The organism is Streptomyces jumonjinensis (assembly GCF_009600885.1).
GTDB lineage: Bacteria > Actinomycetota > Actinomycetes > Streptomycetales > Streptomycetaceae > Streptomyces > Streptomyces jumonjinensis.
The window spans coordinates 36845-53231 of the sequence record NZ_VCLA01000156.1 but is presented as its reverse complement, the minus strand read 5'-3'; the positions used below and the strand labels follow the sequence as shown (position 1 = coordinate 53231).

15 protein-coding genes and 1 pseudogene are annotated in these 16387 nt (G+C 71.2%); 8 read left to right on the top strand and 8 right to left on the bottom strand.

The window, feature by feature from the left end; all coding sequences use genetic code 11:
• Positions 1 to 112: 112 nt before the first annotated feature.
• From FF041_RS20705 to FF041_RS20695, 3 genes are all read right to left on the bottom strand, one after another.
• Positions 113 to 1843 carry an acyclic terpene utilization AtuA family protein gene (locus FF041_RS20705; RefSeq protein ID WP_153524172.1) on the bottom strand — a complete coding sequence of 577 codons (1731 nt, stop codon included), beginning with the start codon at positions 1841 to 1843 and terminating at the stop codon, positions 113 to 115.
• A 21-nt stretch (positions 1844 to 1864) separates the two neighbouring features.
• Positions 1865 to 2686: a TIGR03084 family metal-binding protein gene (locus FF041_RS20700; protein WP_323392272.1), complete on the bottom strand. Its 822-nt coding sequence runs from the start codon at positions 2684 to 2686 to the stop codon at positions 1865 to 1867.
• A 130-nt stretch (positions 2687 to 2816) separates the two neighbouring features.
• Positions 2817 to 3776 (bottom strand): EamA family transporter, encoded by a 960-nt coding sequence (locus tag FF041_RS20695; RefSeq protein ID WP_398703669.1) that lies wholly within the window; start codon positions 3774 to 3776, stop codon positions 2817 to 2819.
• A 98-nt stretch (positions 3777 to 3874) separates the two neighbouring features.
• Here FF041_RS20695 and FF041_RS20690 point away from each other — a divergent pair, with 98 nt between their 5' ends.
• The 4 genes and pseudogenes from FF041_RS20690 (at position 3875) to FF041_RS20680 (ending at position 6580) form a co-directional block, all read left to right on the top strand.
• On the top strand, positions 3875 to 4735 hold the full coding sequence (locus FF041_RS20690; RefSeq protein ID WP_153524170.1) for a LysR family transcriptional regulator: 861 nt from the start codon (positions 3875 to 3877) through the stop codon (positions 4733 to 4735).
• 246 nt (positions 4736 to 4981) lie between these two features.
• A pseudogene (locus FF041_RS40765) lies at positions 4982 to 5077 on the top strand (DUF6879 family protein); the annotation flags it as partial.
• Positions 5067 to 5900, top strand: a complete 834-nt coding sequence (locus FF041_RS20685) for a helix-turn-helix domain-containing protein (protein ID WP_153524169.1) — start codon at positions 5067 to 5069, stop codon at positions 5898 to 5900. The pseudogene FF041_RS40765 and the gene FF041_RS20685, both read left to right, overlap by 11 nt.
• Positions 5901 to 6103: 203 nt before the next feature.
• On the top strand, positions 6104 to 6580 hold the full coding sequence (locus FF041_RS20680; RefSeq protein ID WP_153524168.1) for a hypothetical protein: 477 nt from the start codon (positions 6104 to 6106) through the stop codon (positions 6578 to 6580).
• A 31-nt stretch (positions 6581 to 6611) separates the two neighbouring features.
• Here FF041_RS20680 and FF041_RS20675 read toward each other — a convergent pair whose 3' ends face one another.
• The gene (locus FF041_RS20675; RefSeq protein WP_153524167.1) at positions 6612 to 6839 is read right to left on the bottom strand and encodes a DUF397 domain-containing protein; all 228 of its coding nucleotides are present in this window, start codon (positions 6837 to 6839) and stop codon (positions 6612 to 6614) included.
• Positions 6836 to 7705, bottom strand: coding sequence for a helix-turn-helix domain-containing protein (locus FF041_RS20670; RefSeq protein WP_153524166.1), 870 nt, complete (start codon positions 7703 to 7705; stop codon positions 6836 to 6838). Before FF041_RS20670 ends, FF041_RS20675 begins: the two co-directional genes overlap by 4 nt.
• 301 nt (positions 7706 to 8006) lie before the next feature.
• Here FF041_RS20670 and FF041_RS20665 point away from each other — a divergent pair, with 301 nt between their 5' ends.
• The gene (locus FF041_RS20665; protein WP_153524165.1) at positions 8007 to 8528 is read left to right on the top strand and encodes an ATP-binding protein; all 522 of its coding nucleotides are present in this window, start codon (positions 8007 to 8009) and stop codon (positions 8526 to 8528) included.
• A 9-nt stretch (positions 8529 to 8537) separates the two neighbouring features.
• Here FF041_RS20665 and FF041_RS20660 read toward each other — a convergent pair whose 3' ends face one another.
• The gene (locus FF041_RS20660; protein WP_153524164.1) at positions 8538 to 11351 is read right to left on the bottom strand and encodes an FAD-binding and (Fe-S)-binding domain-containing protein; all 2814 of its coding nucleotides are present in this window, start codon (positions 11349 to 11351) and stop codon (positions 8538 to 8540) included.
• Positions 11352 to 11603: 252 nt separating this feature from the next.
• Here FF041_RS20660 and FF041_RS20655 point away from each other — a divergent pair, with 252 nt between their 5' ends.
• Positions 11604 to 12215 carry a GTP-binding protein gene (locus FF041_RS20655; RefSeq protein WP_153486808.1) on the top strand — a complete coding sequence of 204 codons (612 nt, stop codon included), beginning with the start codon at positions 11604 to 11606 and terminating at the stop codon, positions 12213 to 12215.
• A gap of 151 nt (positions 12216 to 12366) precedes the next feature.
• Positions 12367 to 13485 carry a phosphoserine transaminase gene (gene serC, locus FF041_RS20650; protein ID WP_323392269.1) on the top strand — a complete coding sequence of 373 codons (1119 nt, stop codon included), beginning with the start codon at positions 12367 to 12369 and terminating at the stop codon, positions 13483 to 13485.
• Positions 13486 to 13670: 185 nt separating this feature from the next.
• On the opposite strand, the gene FF041_RS20645 is transcribed toward serC, so the two are convergent.
• Positions 13671 to 14552 (bottom strand): ABC transporter permease, encoded by an 882-nt coding sequence (locus tag FF041_RS20645; RefSeq protein ID WP_153524163.1) that lies wholly within the window; start codon positions 14550 to 14552, stop codon positions 13671 to 13673.
• Positions 14549 to 15541 (bottom strand): ATP-binding cassette domain-containing protein, encoded by a 993-nt coding sequence (locus FF041_RS20640; protein ID WP_153486805.1) that lies wholly within the window; start codon positions 15539 to 15541, stop codon positions 14549 to 14551. The genes FF041_RS20645 and FF041_RS20640 overlap by 4 nt, the downstream gene beginning before the upstream one ends.
• A gap of 116 nt (positions 15542 to 15657) precedes the next feature.
• Between FF041_RS20640 and FF041_RS20635 the strand changes: the two genes are divergently transcribed.
• Positions 15658 to 16387, top strand: a 730-nt coding sequence (locus FF041_RS20635) for a TetR/AcrR family transcriptional regulator (protein WP_153524273.1), incomplete at its 3' end; no start/stop codon positions are given.

Genomic DNA, 16387 nt, shown 5'->3' with positions numbered 1-16387 from the left:
CTGGGGGAGTTTGAGGCGCGGGGGTTCGGGGGCTGGCCCCCGACGAGGACCCGACGCCCGGCAAGACGGCTCGCACACAAGCCCCAGCTCCGCCAGCGGCGAAGCCCGGGGCTCACAGGAGGGCCTCCGGGATCTCCGCGTAGCGGGACCGCAGCCACTCCCCCAGCGCCTTCCCCTGCGGATCGAACCGCGCCCGCGCCCCCACCCCCTCCCCCAGAATCCCCCGCACCGTGAAGTTCAGCGCCCGCAGATTCGGCAGCACATCCCGGACGACCGCCAGTTCGGCGGTCTCCGGCAGAAGCGCCCGGAAGCGGTCCACGGTCAGCTCATGGGCGAGCCAGCGCCACGCGTCGTCCGAGCGCGCCCACACGCCGACGTTGGCGTCACCGCCCTTGTCCCCGCTGCGGGCCCCGGCGATCAGGCCGAGCGGCACGGACCGGGTCGGGCCCGCCGGCCACGGCTCCGGCAGCCGGGCGGCGGCCGGCAAGGGCTCCAGCACCCTGGTCCGTACCGCCGGAGGTATCTCCACCCGGCGGCCGTCCGGCAGCACCGCCGTATGCGTCACGGCCGAGGCGTCCACGTACTCCGCCTCGAACACCCCGTACGGAGCGCCCTTTCCCGGCGGCGCGGTGACATGGAACCCCGGGTAGCTGGCCAGCGCCAGCTCCACGGCCGCGCCGCTGACCGCCCGGCCGACCTTCGCCGGGTCGCCGTCGCGCACGACGAGCCGCAGATAGGCGCTGGCGCGTTCCTCCGTGTCCCCGTCGGAGTGCTCGGTGCGCGCCAGCTCCCAGCGCACATCGGCGGGCCGGTCCGCGCTGAGCGCGTCCTCCAGCTGATCCTGTAGAAGGCGTGCCTTGGCCTCGATGTCGAGCCCGGTGAGCACGAAGACGACCTCGTTGCGCCAGCCGCCGACGCGGTTGAGCCCGGCCTTGAGGGACGGCGGCGGGGCCTCGCCGCGTACGCCGGAGATCCGGACCCGGTCGGGCCCGTCCTGGTCGAGCCGTACGGTGTCGAGCCGGGCGGTGACATCGGGACCGGCGTACCGCGCGCCGCCGGTCTCGTACAGCAGCTGGGCGGTGACCGTGCCGACGTCGACCAGCCCGCCCGTGCCCTCGTGTTTGGTGATCACGCAGGTGCCGTCGGCGTGGATCTCGGCGAGGGGAAAGCCGGGGCGGCGCAGGGTCCGGGCGTCGATCCCCGCGAAGAGGGCGTAGTTGCCGCCGGTGGCCTGGGTGCCGCACTCCAGCACATGGCCCGCGACGACCGCTCCGGCGAGCGCGTCGAGATCGCCGGGGTCCCAGCCGAAGTGGGCGGCGGCGGGCCCGGTGACCAGGGCCGCGTCGGTGACCCGCCCGGTGACGACGACGTCCGCGCCCGCGCGCAGGCACTCGGCGATGCCCGCGCCGCCGAGATAGGCGTTGGCGGTGATCACATCGGGGCCCCAGCCGTGGGCGAGCAGATCGTCGCCCTCGACATGGGCGACGCGAGTGGGGACGCCGAGCCGGTCCGCGAGGGCGCGTACCGCGTCGGCGAGGGCGGCGGGGTTGAGGCCGCCCGCGTTGGCGACGATCCGCACCTGACGGTCGCGGGCGAGGCCGAGGCACTCCTCCAGCTGGCGCAGAAAGGTTTTGGCGTAGCCGAGGCCGGGGTTCTTGAGCCGGTCCCGGCCGAGGATGAGCATGGTCAGCTCGGCGAGATAGTCGCCGGTGAGGATGTCGAGGGGGCCGTCGGTGAGCATGTCGCGCATGGCGTCGAAGCGGTCGCCGTAGAAGCCGGAGGCGTTGCCGACGCGCAGCACGGGGGCCGGGTGATGCGCGGGGGCGGGGAGGCGTCTGTCCATGGGGCGTCTGTCCACGGAGCGTCAGACCCCCTCGGCGAGACGGTCCGGGGAGCCCGCGCCGCCCGGGGCCCGGCCCCGGCCCGGCGGGCCCGCGAAGACCTGGGCGATGCCGAGCCAGCGGTCGGCGTCCGCGCCCCGGGCGTACAGCGCGAGGTCGGCGCGGTGGGCGCGCTGGGCGACCAGCAGGCAGAAGTCGAGGGCCGGGCCCGTGACCCGCTGTTCGGCGTCCTCGGGACCGTACGTCCACAGCTCGCCGCCCGGCCCGCTCAGCTCCACCCGGAACGGCTCGGCGGGCGGGGTGAGTCCGCGCACCGTGAAGGCGTAGTCGCGGGTCCGGACGCCGAGACGGGCGATATGCCGCAGCCGTGCGGTCGGCTTCCGTACGGCGTCGAGCGCGTCGGCGATGTCCTGGCCGTGCGCCCAGGTCTCCATGAGCCGGGCGGTCGCCATGGACGCGGCGCTCATGGGCGGTCCGTACCAGGGGATACGGCTGCCGGGCGGCGCCGCCCGCAACGCCTCGGCCAGCCGCTTCCGTCCCGCGCGCCAGTGGGCGAGCAGTTCGGCGGGCGGCTGGGCCGCGCCCTCCTGAGCGCCTTCGTCGACGAAGGTCCGCGGCGCGGCGAGGGCCTTCGCGGCCTCGGCGGCGAAGGCCCCGGGGGCGGTGACGGCGAGCAGGGCGACGGCGTCGGTCCAGGCGAGATGGGCGATCTGATGGGCGACGCGCCAGCCGGGAGCCGGGGTCTCGCGCGCCCAGCCGGCCGGGCTCAGCTCCCCCACGATCCGGTCGACTTCCTCGCTCTCGTCGCGCAGATCGTCGAGTACGGCGGCGGTGGGGTCGGACACGGTGCGCTCCCTCGGGGACACGGCTCTGTGTGCCCCGGAGCATGGCAGCGGGCCAGGAAACAAGCAAGCATGCTTGCTTTACTTTTGCGCTTTCCGTACCCGCGGCGTCCACGCTCTCCCGAAGCGCGGATTACGTCTTCCCGGCCCGTGCCGACCGGGTGATCCGCCTGCCCGTCTGGGTGCGCACCGCGCCCATGCTCGCCGCGATGACGAGGGCGATCGCCAGTGCGTCGGTCGTGGACAGGGCCTGGTCGAGCACCAGGAATCCGGCGGTCGCCGCCACGGCGGGCTCCAGGCTCATCAGCACCGCGAAGGTGGGGGCCGGAAGCCGCCGCAGAGCGAGCAGTTCCAGGGTGTAGGGCAGCACGGACGACATCAGCGCGACGGCGAGCCCGAGCCCGATGATGGACGGTTCGGCCAGCTTCGACCCCGACTCGGCGAGCCCCAGCGGCAGCGAGATCAGGGCGGCCACCGCCATCGCCAGCGCGAGCCCGTCGGCCTGGGGGAAGCGCCGCCCGGTGCGGGCGCTGAAGACGATGTACGCGGCCCACATCGCGCCCGCCGCCAGCGCGTACGCCGCCCCGACGGGGTCGAGCCGGTCGAGGCCGCCGCCGCTGAGGAGGACGACGCCGCCGAGCGCGAGGCCCGCCCAGACCAGATTCACCAGCCGCCGCGACACGATCACCGAGAGCGCGAGCGGGCCGAGGACCTCCAGGGTGACGGCCGCGCCGAGCGGGATCCGGTCGACGGCCTGGTAGAAGAGGATGTTCATACCGCCCATGGCCGCGCCGAAGGCGACGACCGTGCCCCAGTCGGCCCGGGAGTGCCCGCGCAGCCGGGGCCGGCAGACGATCAGCAGCACGGCGGCGGCGAGCACCAGCCGCAGGGTGACGACGCCGAAGGCTCCCGCGCGCGGCATGAGCAGCACGGCGACGGCCGCGCCGAACTGGACGGAGAGCGCCCCGGCGACGACCAGCCCGACCGGGCCGAGACTGCCCCGGCGGGCATCCTCACCGGGACCTGCCGTGCCGGGCACGGCGGCGGCCCCTGCTTCAGGGGCGCCGACGACCGGGGTGCGGATCTCGTCCACCTGTTCCTCCGTACACGAGTCCAGACTTCCGATTTCACGCTACGGGCTGCGGCTCGCCCTGTGAAATGCCTATTGGGCTGTGGTTATGCTCCGGACGTATGAGCATCGAGCTGCGCCATCTCCGCTGCTTCCTCGCCATCGCGGAGGAGTCGAGCGTGACGAGGGCCGCGCACCGGCTGGGACTGACCCAGCCGGCGGTCTCGCGCACGCTGGCGGCGCTGGAGCGACAGGTGGGTACGCGGCTGGTGGACCGCTCCACCCACCATCTGGAGCTCACGGCCGAGGGCAGGGTCTTCCGGGACAAGGCGGCGGCAGCGGTCGCCGCCTTCGACGACGCGATGGACCCGACCCGGCTGCGCCGCCGGCCGCTGCGGCTGGGGCACGCCTGGTCGGCGCTGGGTCCGTATACGACGCCGCTGCTGCGGCGCTGGGAGCGGGAGCACCCGGAGACCCCGCTGGAGCTGCTGCGCATCGACGACCGCACGGCGGGACTGGCCCGGGGGGAGGTCGACGCGGCGGTGCTGCGGGGGTCGGTGGAGGCGCCGGGGCTGGTGACGGAGCTCCTCTTCATGGAGGACCGGGTGGCGGCGGTCACCTCGGACGGACCGCTGGCCGCGCGGGCCCGGCTGACCCTGGCCGATCTGGCGTCGGGGCCGGTGCTGGTCAACGAGGTCTCCGGAGTGACGACGCCGGCCCTGTGGCCCGCCGGGGGCCGCCCGGTGTCGACCGTGACGGTGACCAACACCGACGACTGGCTGACGGCGATCGCGGCGGGCCGGGGAGCGGGCGTCTCGGTGGCCTCGACGGCGGAGCTCCACCCGCACCCCGGCGTGACCTACCGCCCCCTCCCGGACGCACCCCCGGTCCCGGTCCTCCTCGCCCACCGCACGACCACCGCCCACCCGGCCCTGCCGGAGCTGCTGGCACTGGCGCGGGAGCTGACCCGGGAGGATTCCTGAGGTCCGGGGCGAACCTGATTCGTACCTTCATAAATCTGGGTGCTTCACGGCAATCATGGACCTGACCTGCTAGAACACCCCTTCACGGGGCGTCTCCCCAGTGCTCTCCATGATCGTTTACCCGACAACGCGAATATCGGCGTTCCCGCTTGGACGGCCCGAGCCGGACTCCGTACCGTCGTGGCCAGCAGCCAACCGGACTCACAGAGCAGGGGGTTCACCATGACGCACGAGGAACCGCCCCGGTACGAGGGTGACGTGAGCCCGTACACCGCGCACCAGCGCATCGCCCTGGCCGAGTCGGTGCCCTTCGAGGAGTACGTGAGGGGCCTTGACGTTTGAACCAGGAGAGCCGGGCCAGTCGAAGGCTGATCTAGCGGAGACACTGCGGACCCTGCTAAAGCGAGCAGGCCGCACCCAGGTATGGCTCGCTCAGCGCGTCAATATGTCCCAGACGAAAATCAGCAACATCGAGGGCGGGAAGAGCGCACCGAACCTTGTCGATGTCGAGTTGATCCTCAGAGCGTTGGACGCACCGCCTGCTCTCGTAGCCCGAGTGGCTGCCCTCGCGCGGCTGGCCGACACGGAATGGCAGGGAAAGCGGGCGTCGTGGCGGCGGGGGCTGGAGAAGCGCCAGGCGGAGTTGGCGGGCCTCGAAGCGGAAGCAATGACACTTCGCTACTTCCTGCCTGCGATGGTGACGGGCCTTCTGGCCACACCCGATTATGTCCGGGCCAGCCTTGGCCATTCGCCGGTGGACATCTCCAAGACGGTCGCGAAGAAGCTGGAGCGGCAGTCTGTTCTCCATGACAGCGCAAAGCAGTTCACGTTCCTGTTGACGGAGCAGGCTGTCAGGTGGGCCATGGTTCCTCGTGCGGCGATGGCCGCCCAGATCGACCACCTGATCTCCATTTCCCACCTTCCCAACGTGCGTATCGCAGTAGTCCCGTTGGGTGTGGCCGTAGGGCGTGGACCGATGAACACTTTCACGGTGTACGACCGACGGCTGGTGACTGTTGAGACCTTTACGGGGCGCATGGTTTTCCAGGACGCCAAGGATGTCGCGGAGCACCTTGCAGTGTTCGACCTGTACGAGCGTCATGCGCTGTTTGGGGATGAGGTCAGAAATCTACTCGGAGCGTGGGCTGCCACCTGCCGTTCATGATCTTCTACCCGACAATGCGAATAATGCTTGAGCCCTCGCCCTGATAGGCCGAGGATTCCTCTATGCCAGCCGGTGGGACCGCTGACGCCAAAACTCTATGACCGCCCGAGACGGCATCTCAGACCTTTCCATGACTTCCGCCCTGGCCTGATCCACGGAACCCGGGCGGCGGCACCGCCGTCCCTCGCAGGAACGGATATGCGTTGCACATCCACGGATACGCCTGGCTGGGCGAGAAGCAGATGTTCGACAAAGAGAGCGTCCGGCGGCCACCGGGGGAGCCGCCCAGCGCTTCCAGTCCCGTAGACGTACTGGACCGGTACCGGCAGGCGGTGGCCGAGTTCCCCACCACCGCCGTGCCGCCGATCCAGACGGCGCACTGGCTGATGAAGCCGGCCTCGATGGTGCGGGGCACCTGGGAGGAGCCGAAGGAGGCCGGGGAATGGCTCGGACTCCAGCTGGCCGAGCTCGCACCCCGGTTCGCCGACCGGAGCGAACGGGAGCCCGCCAGGCTGGCGACCGTCGGGAGAGCAGCCGTGGAACGGCTGACCTGGGGCGGCGACATCTCGCTCGGGCACTACCTCACAGGTGCCGTGTTCCACTCCATCGCCCTGGTGACCTGCTCACCGAACCGGACAGCGCCCGGCCTGCCATGCCCCCTCAGCCAGCCGGAGCGATGAAGAAGCCCCGGCCGGAGCCGGGGCTTCCGTGCTACAGGTCCCCGGCGACGACGCCGGAGCAGAAGGCGGCCCATCCGGTGGCGGTGTACCGGAGGGCTGGGAGGCCGGTGTTCTTCGAGTCCCGGACGGCGATGCCGCCCGGGAGGGCGGCGACCTCCACGCAGTCGGACTCCCCAGCGCTGAATGAGGACTTACGCCATTCGGCTCCGGCCAGGTCGACGGCGTACAGAGCTTCCTTGCGTTTCCGGATGCTGCTCATGCCTTCGTCTCCTCCATGATCTTCTTCATGACTTCCCGGGATTCGTCCACGGGAAGGGCTGCGGCGGTGATCCTGTCGAAGCCGTTCTCGAAGATCACCACGTCGTCCGTGCCCTCCACGAAGCTCGCCCCTCGGATGCTCTCGACGTGCACGACCGTCGGCCAGGGATGCTGGAAGCCGACGATGCTGAACATCCCCGCCAAGCCGGGATGCGGCCCGGCACCGAGCGGCATGATCTGAATGATCACATTCGGGTTCGTGGACACATCGAGCAGGCGCGTCATCTGCTCCCGCATGACATCGGCTGCACCCGGGAACTTGTGCCTCAGAGCGGCCTCATCGATCACCACTCGTAGCTTCAGAGGCTTGCCGAGCCTGCTCAGCACCGACTGCCTGGCGATCCGGATGTTGGCCAGCGCCTCCACCTCTTCGGTGGACCGGGTGACGGCGGTCGCGGCGATGATCTGCCGTGCGTACCCCCCGGTCTGGAGCAGGCCAGGGACGAGCGTCGGAGAGTAGAAGCGGACACTGTCAGCGTCCGCCTCCAGACTGATCAGGTCCGTGTATCCGCTGGCGGCCACATCGCCGTACGTCGCCCACCACCCCCGCCTCCCGGCGTCCTTGGCGAGCGCTTCCAGAGCGGAGATCATCGCCTCATCGGTAACCCCGTAGCCGTTCATGAGCGGTGCGATATCCCTGGGCGCGATATGAGCCCGAGCGTTCTCGATCTTCGAGAGCTTGGTGTGGTCCCAGCCCATCCGGGCCGCTGCCGCATCGAGCGTCTGTCCACTCCCGGTCCGGCTGTCCCGGAGTAGCCCACCCAGTCGCCTTCTGCGGAGAGTTGGCTTCGCCCTCTGGTTCGGCATGACGTCATCCTGCCTCTCGTGGTGACGAATAACCCTCGGCAGGTGCGCAGTTGGGTGGCTCGGGGTTGCATTCTGCCCCCGCCGGGTTACATCCGTCGATAGGAACAAGGGTTCGCACCGTGGAACTTGAGGTGTTGTAGTTGCGCACCTGAATGCCACCGGCGCATTCTCGCATGGCGGGTGACTGAGCGTCAGGCGATGATCAATTGTTGCGCTCCGTCACTTCACGGCGGTCCCGCCCCCGCCCCCGTCGGGGACGGGACCGCCCACCCTCATCGACATTCCAACCGCCGAGGCCGACATGACCACGAGCCAGAGCAGAACCATCAACCCCGCGCCCCAGGCGACCACGCCGACAGGCCCGATGACTCCCGCGACCGACGACTCCGCCGCGGCCCTCACGCGACAACGGACCAGCTACGCCTCCGACAAGACCGCCCCCGGCCGCGCCCGCGAGGACGTGGCCCGCTGCCTCCACGGCTGGGGCCTCGGCCACGGGCAGGACGCCCTGACCGTCATCGCCTCGGAGCTGGTCACCAACGCGGTGGTCCACACCGGAACCCGGAGAATCAGCGTCTCCCTCCGCCGTACCGCACACCGCACCGTGCGATTGACGGTCACCGACTCGTCCCCACACGTCCCGGCCACTCCCGACGCCGCCCCGGAGGACGACGAACATGGACGTGGGCTGCTGCTCGTCGACGCCCTCGCATCCCGGTGGGGCAGCCAGCCGACCGCCACCGGCAAACGCATGTGGGCCGAACTGGACCTTCCCCCAGAGGACGGCGAATCGCTCAGCCGACACGGTGAGCAGCGCCAGTGACAGCGCCGCTCAGCTCTCGTCCAGCCCCTCCGCCAGCACCTCCGCCAGATGCCGCCCCCGTACTCCCCCCAGCTGGGCCAGCTGGGTGCGGCAGGAGAAGCCGTCCGCCAGGATCTCCGTGTCGGGTCCAGCCGCCCGCACCGCCGGGAGCAGCTGTTCCTCGGCGCAGGCCGAGGAGATCTCGTAGTGGCCGCGTTCGAAGCCGAAGTTCCCCGCGAGACCGCAGCAGCCGCCGCTCAGGTCGCCGCGCAGGCCCGCGCGCTCCCGTAGGCGGCGTTCGGCCGCGTCGCCGAGGATGGCGTGCTGGTGGCAGTGGGTCTGGCCCGTCACGTCGCGGTCCAGGCGGGGTGGGGTCCAGCGTGGGGCGCACTGCTCCAGGGTCTGGGCGAAGGTGCGGACCCGGGCGGCAAGGCGGGTCGCGCGGGGGTCGTCCGGGAGGAGGGCGGGGAGGTCCGTCTTCAGGGTCGCCGCGCAGCTCGGCTCCAGGACGGTGACCGCGAAGTCCCCCATGTCCAGCAGAGGTTCCATCGTCTTCAGGGTGCGGCGCAGGACCCGGCGGGCCCGGGTGAGCTGGCCCGTGGAGACATAGGTGAGGCCGCAGCAGACCCGGCCCGGCGGGATCATGACGCCCACACCGGCCGCCCGCAGGACCTTCACCGCCGCGCGGCCCACCTCGGGCGTGAGATGGTCGGTGAAGGTGTCCGGCCAGAGCACCGTCGTGCCGCTGGTGGAGTGGATCTCCGTACGGCCGTGCATGGACCGGCGCATCCAGCGCCGGAAGGTCACCGGGGCGAGCGCGGGCAGCTCCCGCTCCGGGGCGATGCCGCCGAGCCGTCTGGCGAGCGCCGCCGGGGCCGGGAGGCCGGACAGGGCGTTGAGGACCCGGGCGAACGGCGCGGCGGCCCGCAGCCAGCCCGGCAGCCGGCCCATCGAGTAGTGGGAGAGCGGGCGCGGCCGTCCCGCGTAGTGGTGGTGGAGGAACTCCGCCTTGTAGGTCGCCATGTCGACGCCCACCGGGCAGTCGCTGCGGCAGCCCTTGCACGCGAGGCAGAGGTCGAGCGCGTCCCGCACTTCGGGCGAGCGCCAGCCGTCGCGGACGATCTCGCCCGCCAGCATCTCGTGGAGCAGCCGCGCCCGGCCCCGGGTGGAGTGGGCCTCCTCGCCCGTGACCCGGAAGGAGGGGCACATCACGGAGGCCGGGTCCGGCGACGGCGTCCGGCCCTTGGCGACGCCGACGCACCGCCGTACCGCGCCGGCGAAGTCCCCGCCGTCCTCCGGGTAGCCGAAGACCACGTCCACCGGTTTCCGGGGCAGCACCGCGAACCGGAGGTTCTCGTCCAGCCGGGCCGGGCGGACCAGCATTCCCGGGTTCATCCCGCCGTCCGGGTCCCAGAGGTCTTTGAACCGGCCGAAGAGTCCGACCAGTTCGTCCCCGTACATCTTCGGCAGCAGCTCCGCGCGGGCCTGTCCGTCGCCGTGCTCGCCGGAGAGCGAGCCGCCGTGCGCGACCACCAGCGCGGCGGCCTCCTCGGAGAAGCGGCGGAAGGCCGCGACCCCGGGTTCGCTGAGCAGATCGAAGTCGATGCGGACATGGACGCAGCCGTCGCCGAAGTGCCCGTAGGGCGTGCCGCGCAGTCCGTGCCGGGCGAGCAGCGCCCGGAAGTCGCGCAGATACGCGCCGAGCCGGGCGGGCGGGACCGCGCAGTCCTCCCAGCCGGGCCATGCCTCGGCTCCGTCTGGGGTGCGGGTCGCCGTGCCCGCCGCGTCCTCGCGGACGGCCCACAGGGCCCGCATCCCGGCCGGGTCGTCGACCACCGTGCCGTCGAGCGCGTCGGCGGCGCGGACGACGGCGAGGGCGCGGGAGCGCGCTTCGGCGGGGGTGTCGCCGCCGGTCTCCACGAAGAGCCAGGCCGCGCCGCGCGGCAGTCCGTGTCCGGGGGGTACGAGGTCGTCCGCCATGCCCTCGACGGTCAGCGGCCGGTGGGCGAGGAGTCCGGCCGCCGCGTCGGCCGCCGCGCTCTCGTCGGGGTAGCCGAGGACGGCGAGCGCCCGTGCGGCCGGGGCGGGCACGAGCCGTACGGTCGCCTCCGTCAGCACGGCGAGGGTGCCTTCGCTGCCGCAGTAGGCGCGGGCGGGGTCGGGGCCGTTCTCGGGGAGCAGCGCGTCCAGGGCGTATCCGGAGATCCGGCGGGGCAGCCCGCCGGGGTAGCCGGTACGGAGCAGGGCGAGATGGGCGGCGATGAGCGCGGGCACCTGGGCGGGGCCCTGGTCCGAGCCGGGGGCGAGCCGGTAGGGGTCGCCGCGGTAAGTGATCACGGACAGGTCCCGCACATTGTCGGCGGTGGTCCCCCAGGCGACGGAGTGCGCTCCGCACGCGTTGTTGCCGATCATTCCGCCGATGGTGCAGCGGGAGTGGGTGGAGGGGTCGGGGCCGAAGGTGAGGCCGTGGGGGCGGGCGGCCTCCCGCAGGGTGTCGAGGACGACCCCCGGCTGCACCACCGCCGTACGGGCTCCGGCGTCGATCGTGATCACGGCGTTCATATGGCGGCTGAAGTCGAGCACGACTCCGGTACCGGTGGCCTGGCCCGCGATCGACGTACCGCCGCCGCGCGGGACGACGGGGACGCCGTACCGACGGCAGAGGGCCAGGGCCGCGGCGACGTCGTCCGTGTCGTACGGGGCGACGACCCCGGCCGGAACCCTGCGGTAGTTGGAGGCGTCCATGGTCGTCAGGGCGCGGGCGGCGGCGGAGAAGTCGACGTCACCGCGGACCGCCCGCTTCAGCTCGTGTGCCAGCTCGCCCGTCGATCGGTGTTCGGCCATGTGTCTCAGGATGCCCCTACAGGCCGTCTCCAAGCCGCCGCCCGGGCGGCTCGCGCGCGGCGCTACGAAAAGGAAACGTGCCGGTTGAGACCATTGCGTCCGTACAGCACTTGGCAAACCACGGGGGAGGCTCCCAAAGTGATCGCCAACTCTCCTATAGTGACCTCCACTTGATCAGGAACACACGGCTCCAGTTATGCCCCCGCCACCCCTCGGAAGGCACCACTCGATGACCGTCACCGCCCCGAAGCGATGACCCGCGGCATGCGGGCGGTCCATCCGGCAGAGCATGGCCCGACGCTCCCCGGAGAGGCCGAGAACGCCCTGAAGATCGTTGTGGTCGGTGGCTTCGGCGCCGGCAAGACGACGATGGTCCGCTCCGTCAGCGAGATACGTCCGCTGCACACGGAGGAGACGATGAGCCGGGCCGGCCGCACCCTGGACGACGCGGGCCGGGTCTCGTCCAAGAAGGCCACGACGGTGGCCTTCGACTTCGGCCGGATCAGCATCGACGCCCGCAGCACCCTGTATCTCTTCGGCGCCCCCGGGCAGGAGCGCTTCTGGTTTCTGTGGGAGCGGCTGCTGTCGGGCACGATGGGCGCGGTGGTGCTGGTCGACACCCGCCGTCCCACGGACGCCTGGTACACGCTGGACCGGCTCGAACACCATGGGACGCCGTTCATCGTCGCCGTCAACGACTTCGGCGGGCCGCTGCACAGCGATGAGCACATCCGGCAGGCGCTGGCGCTGGGCCCGGAGGTGCCGCTGGTGGAGTTCGACGCCCGCGACCACTCCTCCAGCAAGTTCGTGCTGATCGCTCTGGTGGAGCATCTGCACGCGCTCGCGGTACGTCAGAAAGGCTGAATCGGCGGGGACCTCAGCAGCGGCCGGGCGGGGGGAGACTCCGTCGGAAAGGCCGGTCCATCAGGGCCGGTACAGCCGGTCCCGGGCGGTTCGGCGTCTCATCCGACGGACCGGCCGTCCGGCCCCGCCGAAGACCCGATACGCTCGAATCGTGGCTGATATCCAGATTCCCGCTGACATCAAGCCCGCCGACGGCCGTTTCGGCGCGGGCCCCTCCAAGGTGCGTACGGAGGCGCTGGACGCCCTCGCCGCCACCGGCTCCTCTCTGCTCGGCACCTCTCATCGCCAGGCTCCGGTCAAGAACCTGGTCGGCGAGGTGCGCCAGGGCGTGCGCGATCTCTTCCAGCTCCCCGAGGGCTATGAGGTCATCCTCGGCAACGGCGGCTCCACCGCGTTCTGGGACATCGCGACGCACGGTCTGATCGACAACAAGTCGCAGCATCTGACGTTCGGCGAGTTCTCCTCCAAGTTCGCGAAGGCGGCGAAGCTCGCCCCGTGGCTGGCCGAGCCGACCGTCGTCTCCTCGGACCCGGGCACCCATCCGGAGCCGGTCGCGGAGGAGGGCGTCGATGTGTACGCGCTCACCCACAACGAGACCTCGACCGGTGTCGCCGCTCCCGTGAACCGGGTCGCCGGGGCCGACGAGGGCGCGCTGGTGCTGGTGGACGCGACCTCCGGCGCGGGCGGTCTGCCCGTCGACATCGCCGAGACCGATGTCTACTACTTCGCCCCGCAGAAGTGCTTCGCCGCCGACGGCGGACTGTGGATCGGGGTCTTCTCCCCGGCCGCTCTGGAGCGCGCGGCGCGGGTGCACGCCTCGGGCCGGCACATCCCCGAGTTCTTCAGCCTGCCGACCGCGATCGACAACTCGCTGAAGAACCAGACGTACAACACCCCGGCCCTGTCGACCCTCTTCCTGCTGAACGACCAGCTGAAGTGGATCAACGGCCAGGGCGGTCTGGACTGGGCGGTACGGCGGACGGCGACCTCGGCGCGGACGCTGTACGGGTGGGCCGAGGCGTCCAAGCACGCGAGCCCGTTCGTGACCGACCCGGCGAAGCGCTCGGCGGTCATCGGCACGATCGACTTCGAGGACCACATCGACGCCACGGCGATCGCCAAGGCGCTGCGGGCGAACGGCATCGTGGACACCGAGCCGTACCGGAAGCTGGGGCGGAACCAGCTGCGGGTGGCGATGTTCCCGGCGGTCGACCCGGCGGATGTGGCGGCGCTGACGGCCTGCGTGGACTATGTGATCGAGAACCTGTGACCGGTTGAACGGCACGGACGTACGGACGTGCGCATGTACGGACGGACGTACGGGCTTACGGGTGAGGGCCCCGGGGGAGCGATTCCTCCGGGGCCCTCGCCCGTCCGTGCACGATCGTGGTGCGGGGAGGGCGAAGGCTCAGCGCCCGGGGTCCCCGCACACTCCCGGATCCCACGCCCCGGCCGTCATCGGCTCAGCTTCTGGAATCGGCGGACCGCCAGCGGCAGGAAGACCGCCGTCAGCACCAGCGGCCAGGCCACCGCCATCAGCAGCGCGTTCTCCTGGATCCAGCTGCCGTCGCTCGCCACCGGGTTGCCGAAGAGCTCACGGGTCGCCGCCGCCGTGGACGAGAGCGGGTTCCAGGCCGCGACCACACCCAGCCAGTCCGGCATGGTGGACGGCGGGGCGAAGATGCTGGAGATCATCGTCAACGGGAACACCACCACATAGAGACCGCCCGCCGCCTCCGGGTTCGGGACCATCAGGCCCAGCCAGACGCCGAGCCAGATGAGCGAGAAGCGCAGCAGCACCAGCAGGCCGAAGGCGGCCAGGGTGCCCCCGAAGCCGCCGTCCGAGCGCCAGCCCGTCAGGAACGCCGTCGCCGCCAGAATCGTCAGCTCGGCGCAGGCCACCACCAGATCGTTGCCGCCGCGCCCGGCGACCACCGCCGAAGGGGCCATCGGCATCGAGCGGAAGCGGTCGATCACGCCCTTGATCGCGTCATTGACCACGATCGTCGCCGTGTTCATGAAGCCGAAGGCCATCGTCATCACGAACATGCCCGGCATCAGGAAGTCGCGGTAGTCGCCGCCGTCGCCCGGCGGCTTCATCGCCCCGCCGAAGACATAGGCGTAGAGCAGCACCGAGAGAATCGGGAAGCCGAGCTGCCAGACGATGAGGACGGGCTGGCGCCGGTAGTGCAGCAGTCCGCGCCGTACGACGTTCCAGCTGTCCATCACCGCCCAGTACACCCGGCGCTCGTCCGGGTCCCCCACGGTCAGATCGACCTTGGCCGGGCTCGGCGCGGCGCGCACGCCGGCCTTGTCCGTGCTCGTCACGGTGGTCATGCCGCGGCCTCCTGCTTCGTCTCCGTACGGTGCCCGGTCAGGCGCATGAACACATCGTCGAGGCTGGGCCTGCGCAGCCCGATGTCCTCCACCGCGACCCCCTGGTCCTGAAGGGTGCGGGCCACATCGGTGAGCGCCGCGACCCGGTCGGAGACCGGCGCGTGGACCCTGCGTTCGGCCTCGTCCGTCTCGGGGACGGTGTCGGCGACCCGGGCGACCGCCTTGACGGCGCTCTCCAGATCGGCCGCGTCGGAGACGACGACCTCGATACGGTCGCCGCCGATCCGGTTCTTCAGTCCGTCCGGGGTGTCGTCGGCAATGGCCCGGCCCTGGTCGATGACGGTGATCCGGGAGGCGAGCTTGTCGGCCTCCTCCAGATACTGGGTGGTCAGCAGGACCGTCGTACCGCCCGCGACCAGCGCGCGGACCGACTCCCACACCTCGCCGCGCCCGCGCGGGTCCAGACCGGTCGTCGGCTCGTCCAGGAAGAGCACATCGGGGGCGAGGATCATGGACGAGGCCAGGTCGAGCCGGCGCCGCATACCGCCGCTGTAGCCGCCCGCGCCCTTGTCGGCGGCGTCCACCAGGCCGAACTGGTCGAGGAGCTCCGCGGCCCGCAGCCGCGCCCGCCGGTTGCCCAGATGGAAGAGCCGGCCGAACATCTCCAGGTTCTGCCGCCCGGTCAGCACCTCGTCGACGGCGGCGTACTGGCCGGTGAGCCCGATCCGGGCGCGGACCCGGCGGGGCTCGCGCGCCACATCGAAACCCGCCACCCGGGCGGTGCCGGAGTCGAACCGGAGGAGGGTGGCGAGGGAGCGGACGGCGGTGGTCTTCCCCGCGCCGTTGGGTCCGAGCAGACCATGGACGGTGCCCCGGCGAACAGCCAGATCGAAGCCCGCGAGAGCGCGCTTCTCGCCGTAACGCTTCTCCAGCGCCTCGGCCTTGACGGCGTACTCGTTCACATGTCCTCCAGGGCGGTTCCGAGCCATTGCGTACGGTGTACCCGGAAGAGGGTACACCGTACTCAGTTGTTGTCCACCGGGTTTTCCAGAGGGGTTCAGACGGGGCATTCAGAGGGGTTCAGACGGGGGCATAAGGTGAGGTCATGACGACCGAGACGAGCGGCAGCGGCGATGTCGCTCGCAGCCTTGAGCTGCTGTGGGGCACCGCCGAGCATCCGAGCCGGGGACCCAAGCCCGGGCTGACGCTCGACCGGATCGTGTCCACGGCCATCGAGATCGCCGACGCGGAGGGGCTGGCCGCGGTCTCGATGCGACGGCTCTCCACGGAGCTGGGCACGGGCACCATGAGCCTGTACCGATATATCCCGGGAAAGGCTGAACTGCTCGATCTGATGCTGGACCGGGTCAGCGACTTCGGGCCCTGGGAGCCCGGCCCGGAGAAGATCGGCTGGCGTCAGGGCGTGGAAGAGATCGCCCGCGGCTATCTCCTCCTCTACCGGGCGCACCCCTGGCTGCTCAGGGTCAACCAGTCGCGGACGGTGCTCGGGCCCAGCACGGTACGAGCGATGGAGACCGCGCTCACCCTGCTCCAGGACATGAGGCTGAGCGACCCCGAGATGATCTCGGTGATCATCACCACGCACAGCTTCGTCATGGGCATCGCCCGGATAGAGGCGGAGGCGGCCGAGGCGGTGGAGGCCACCGGGCAGAGCGTCGAGGAGTTCTGGGAGAGCCAGGGGCCGTTCCTGGAGCAGGCGATGACCAGCGGGGCCTATCCGCTGACCGCCGGGCTGAGCGCCGAGGCGTTCGGCCCGGAGTTCGACCACTTCGAGTTCGGGCTGGAGACGCTGCTGGACGGGTTGGAGGCGCGGG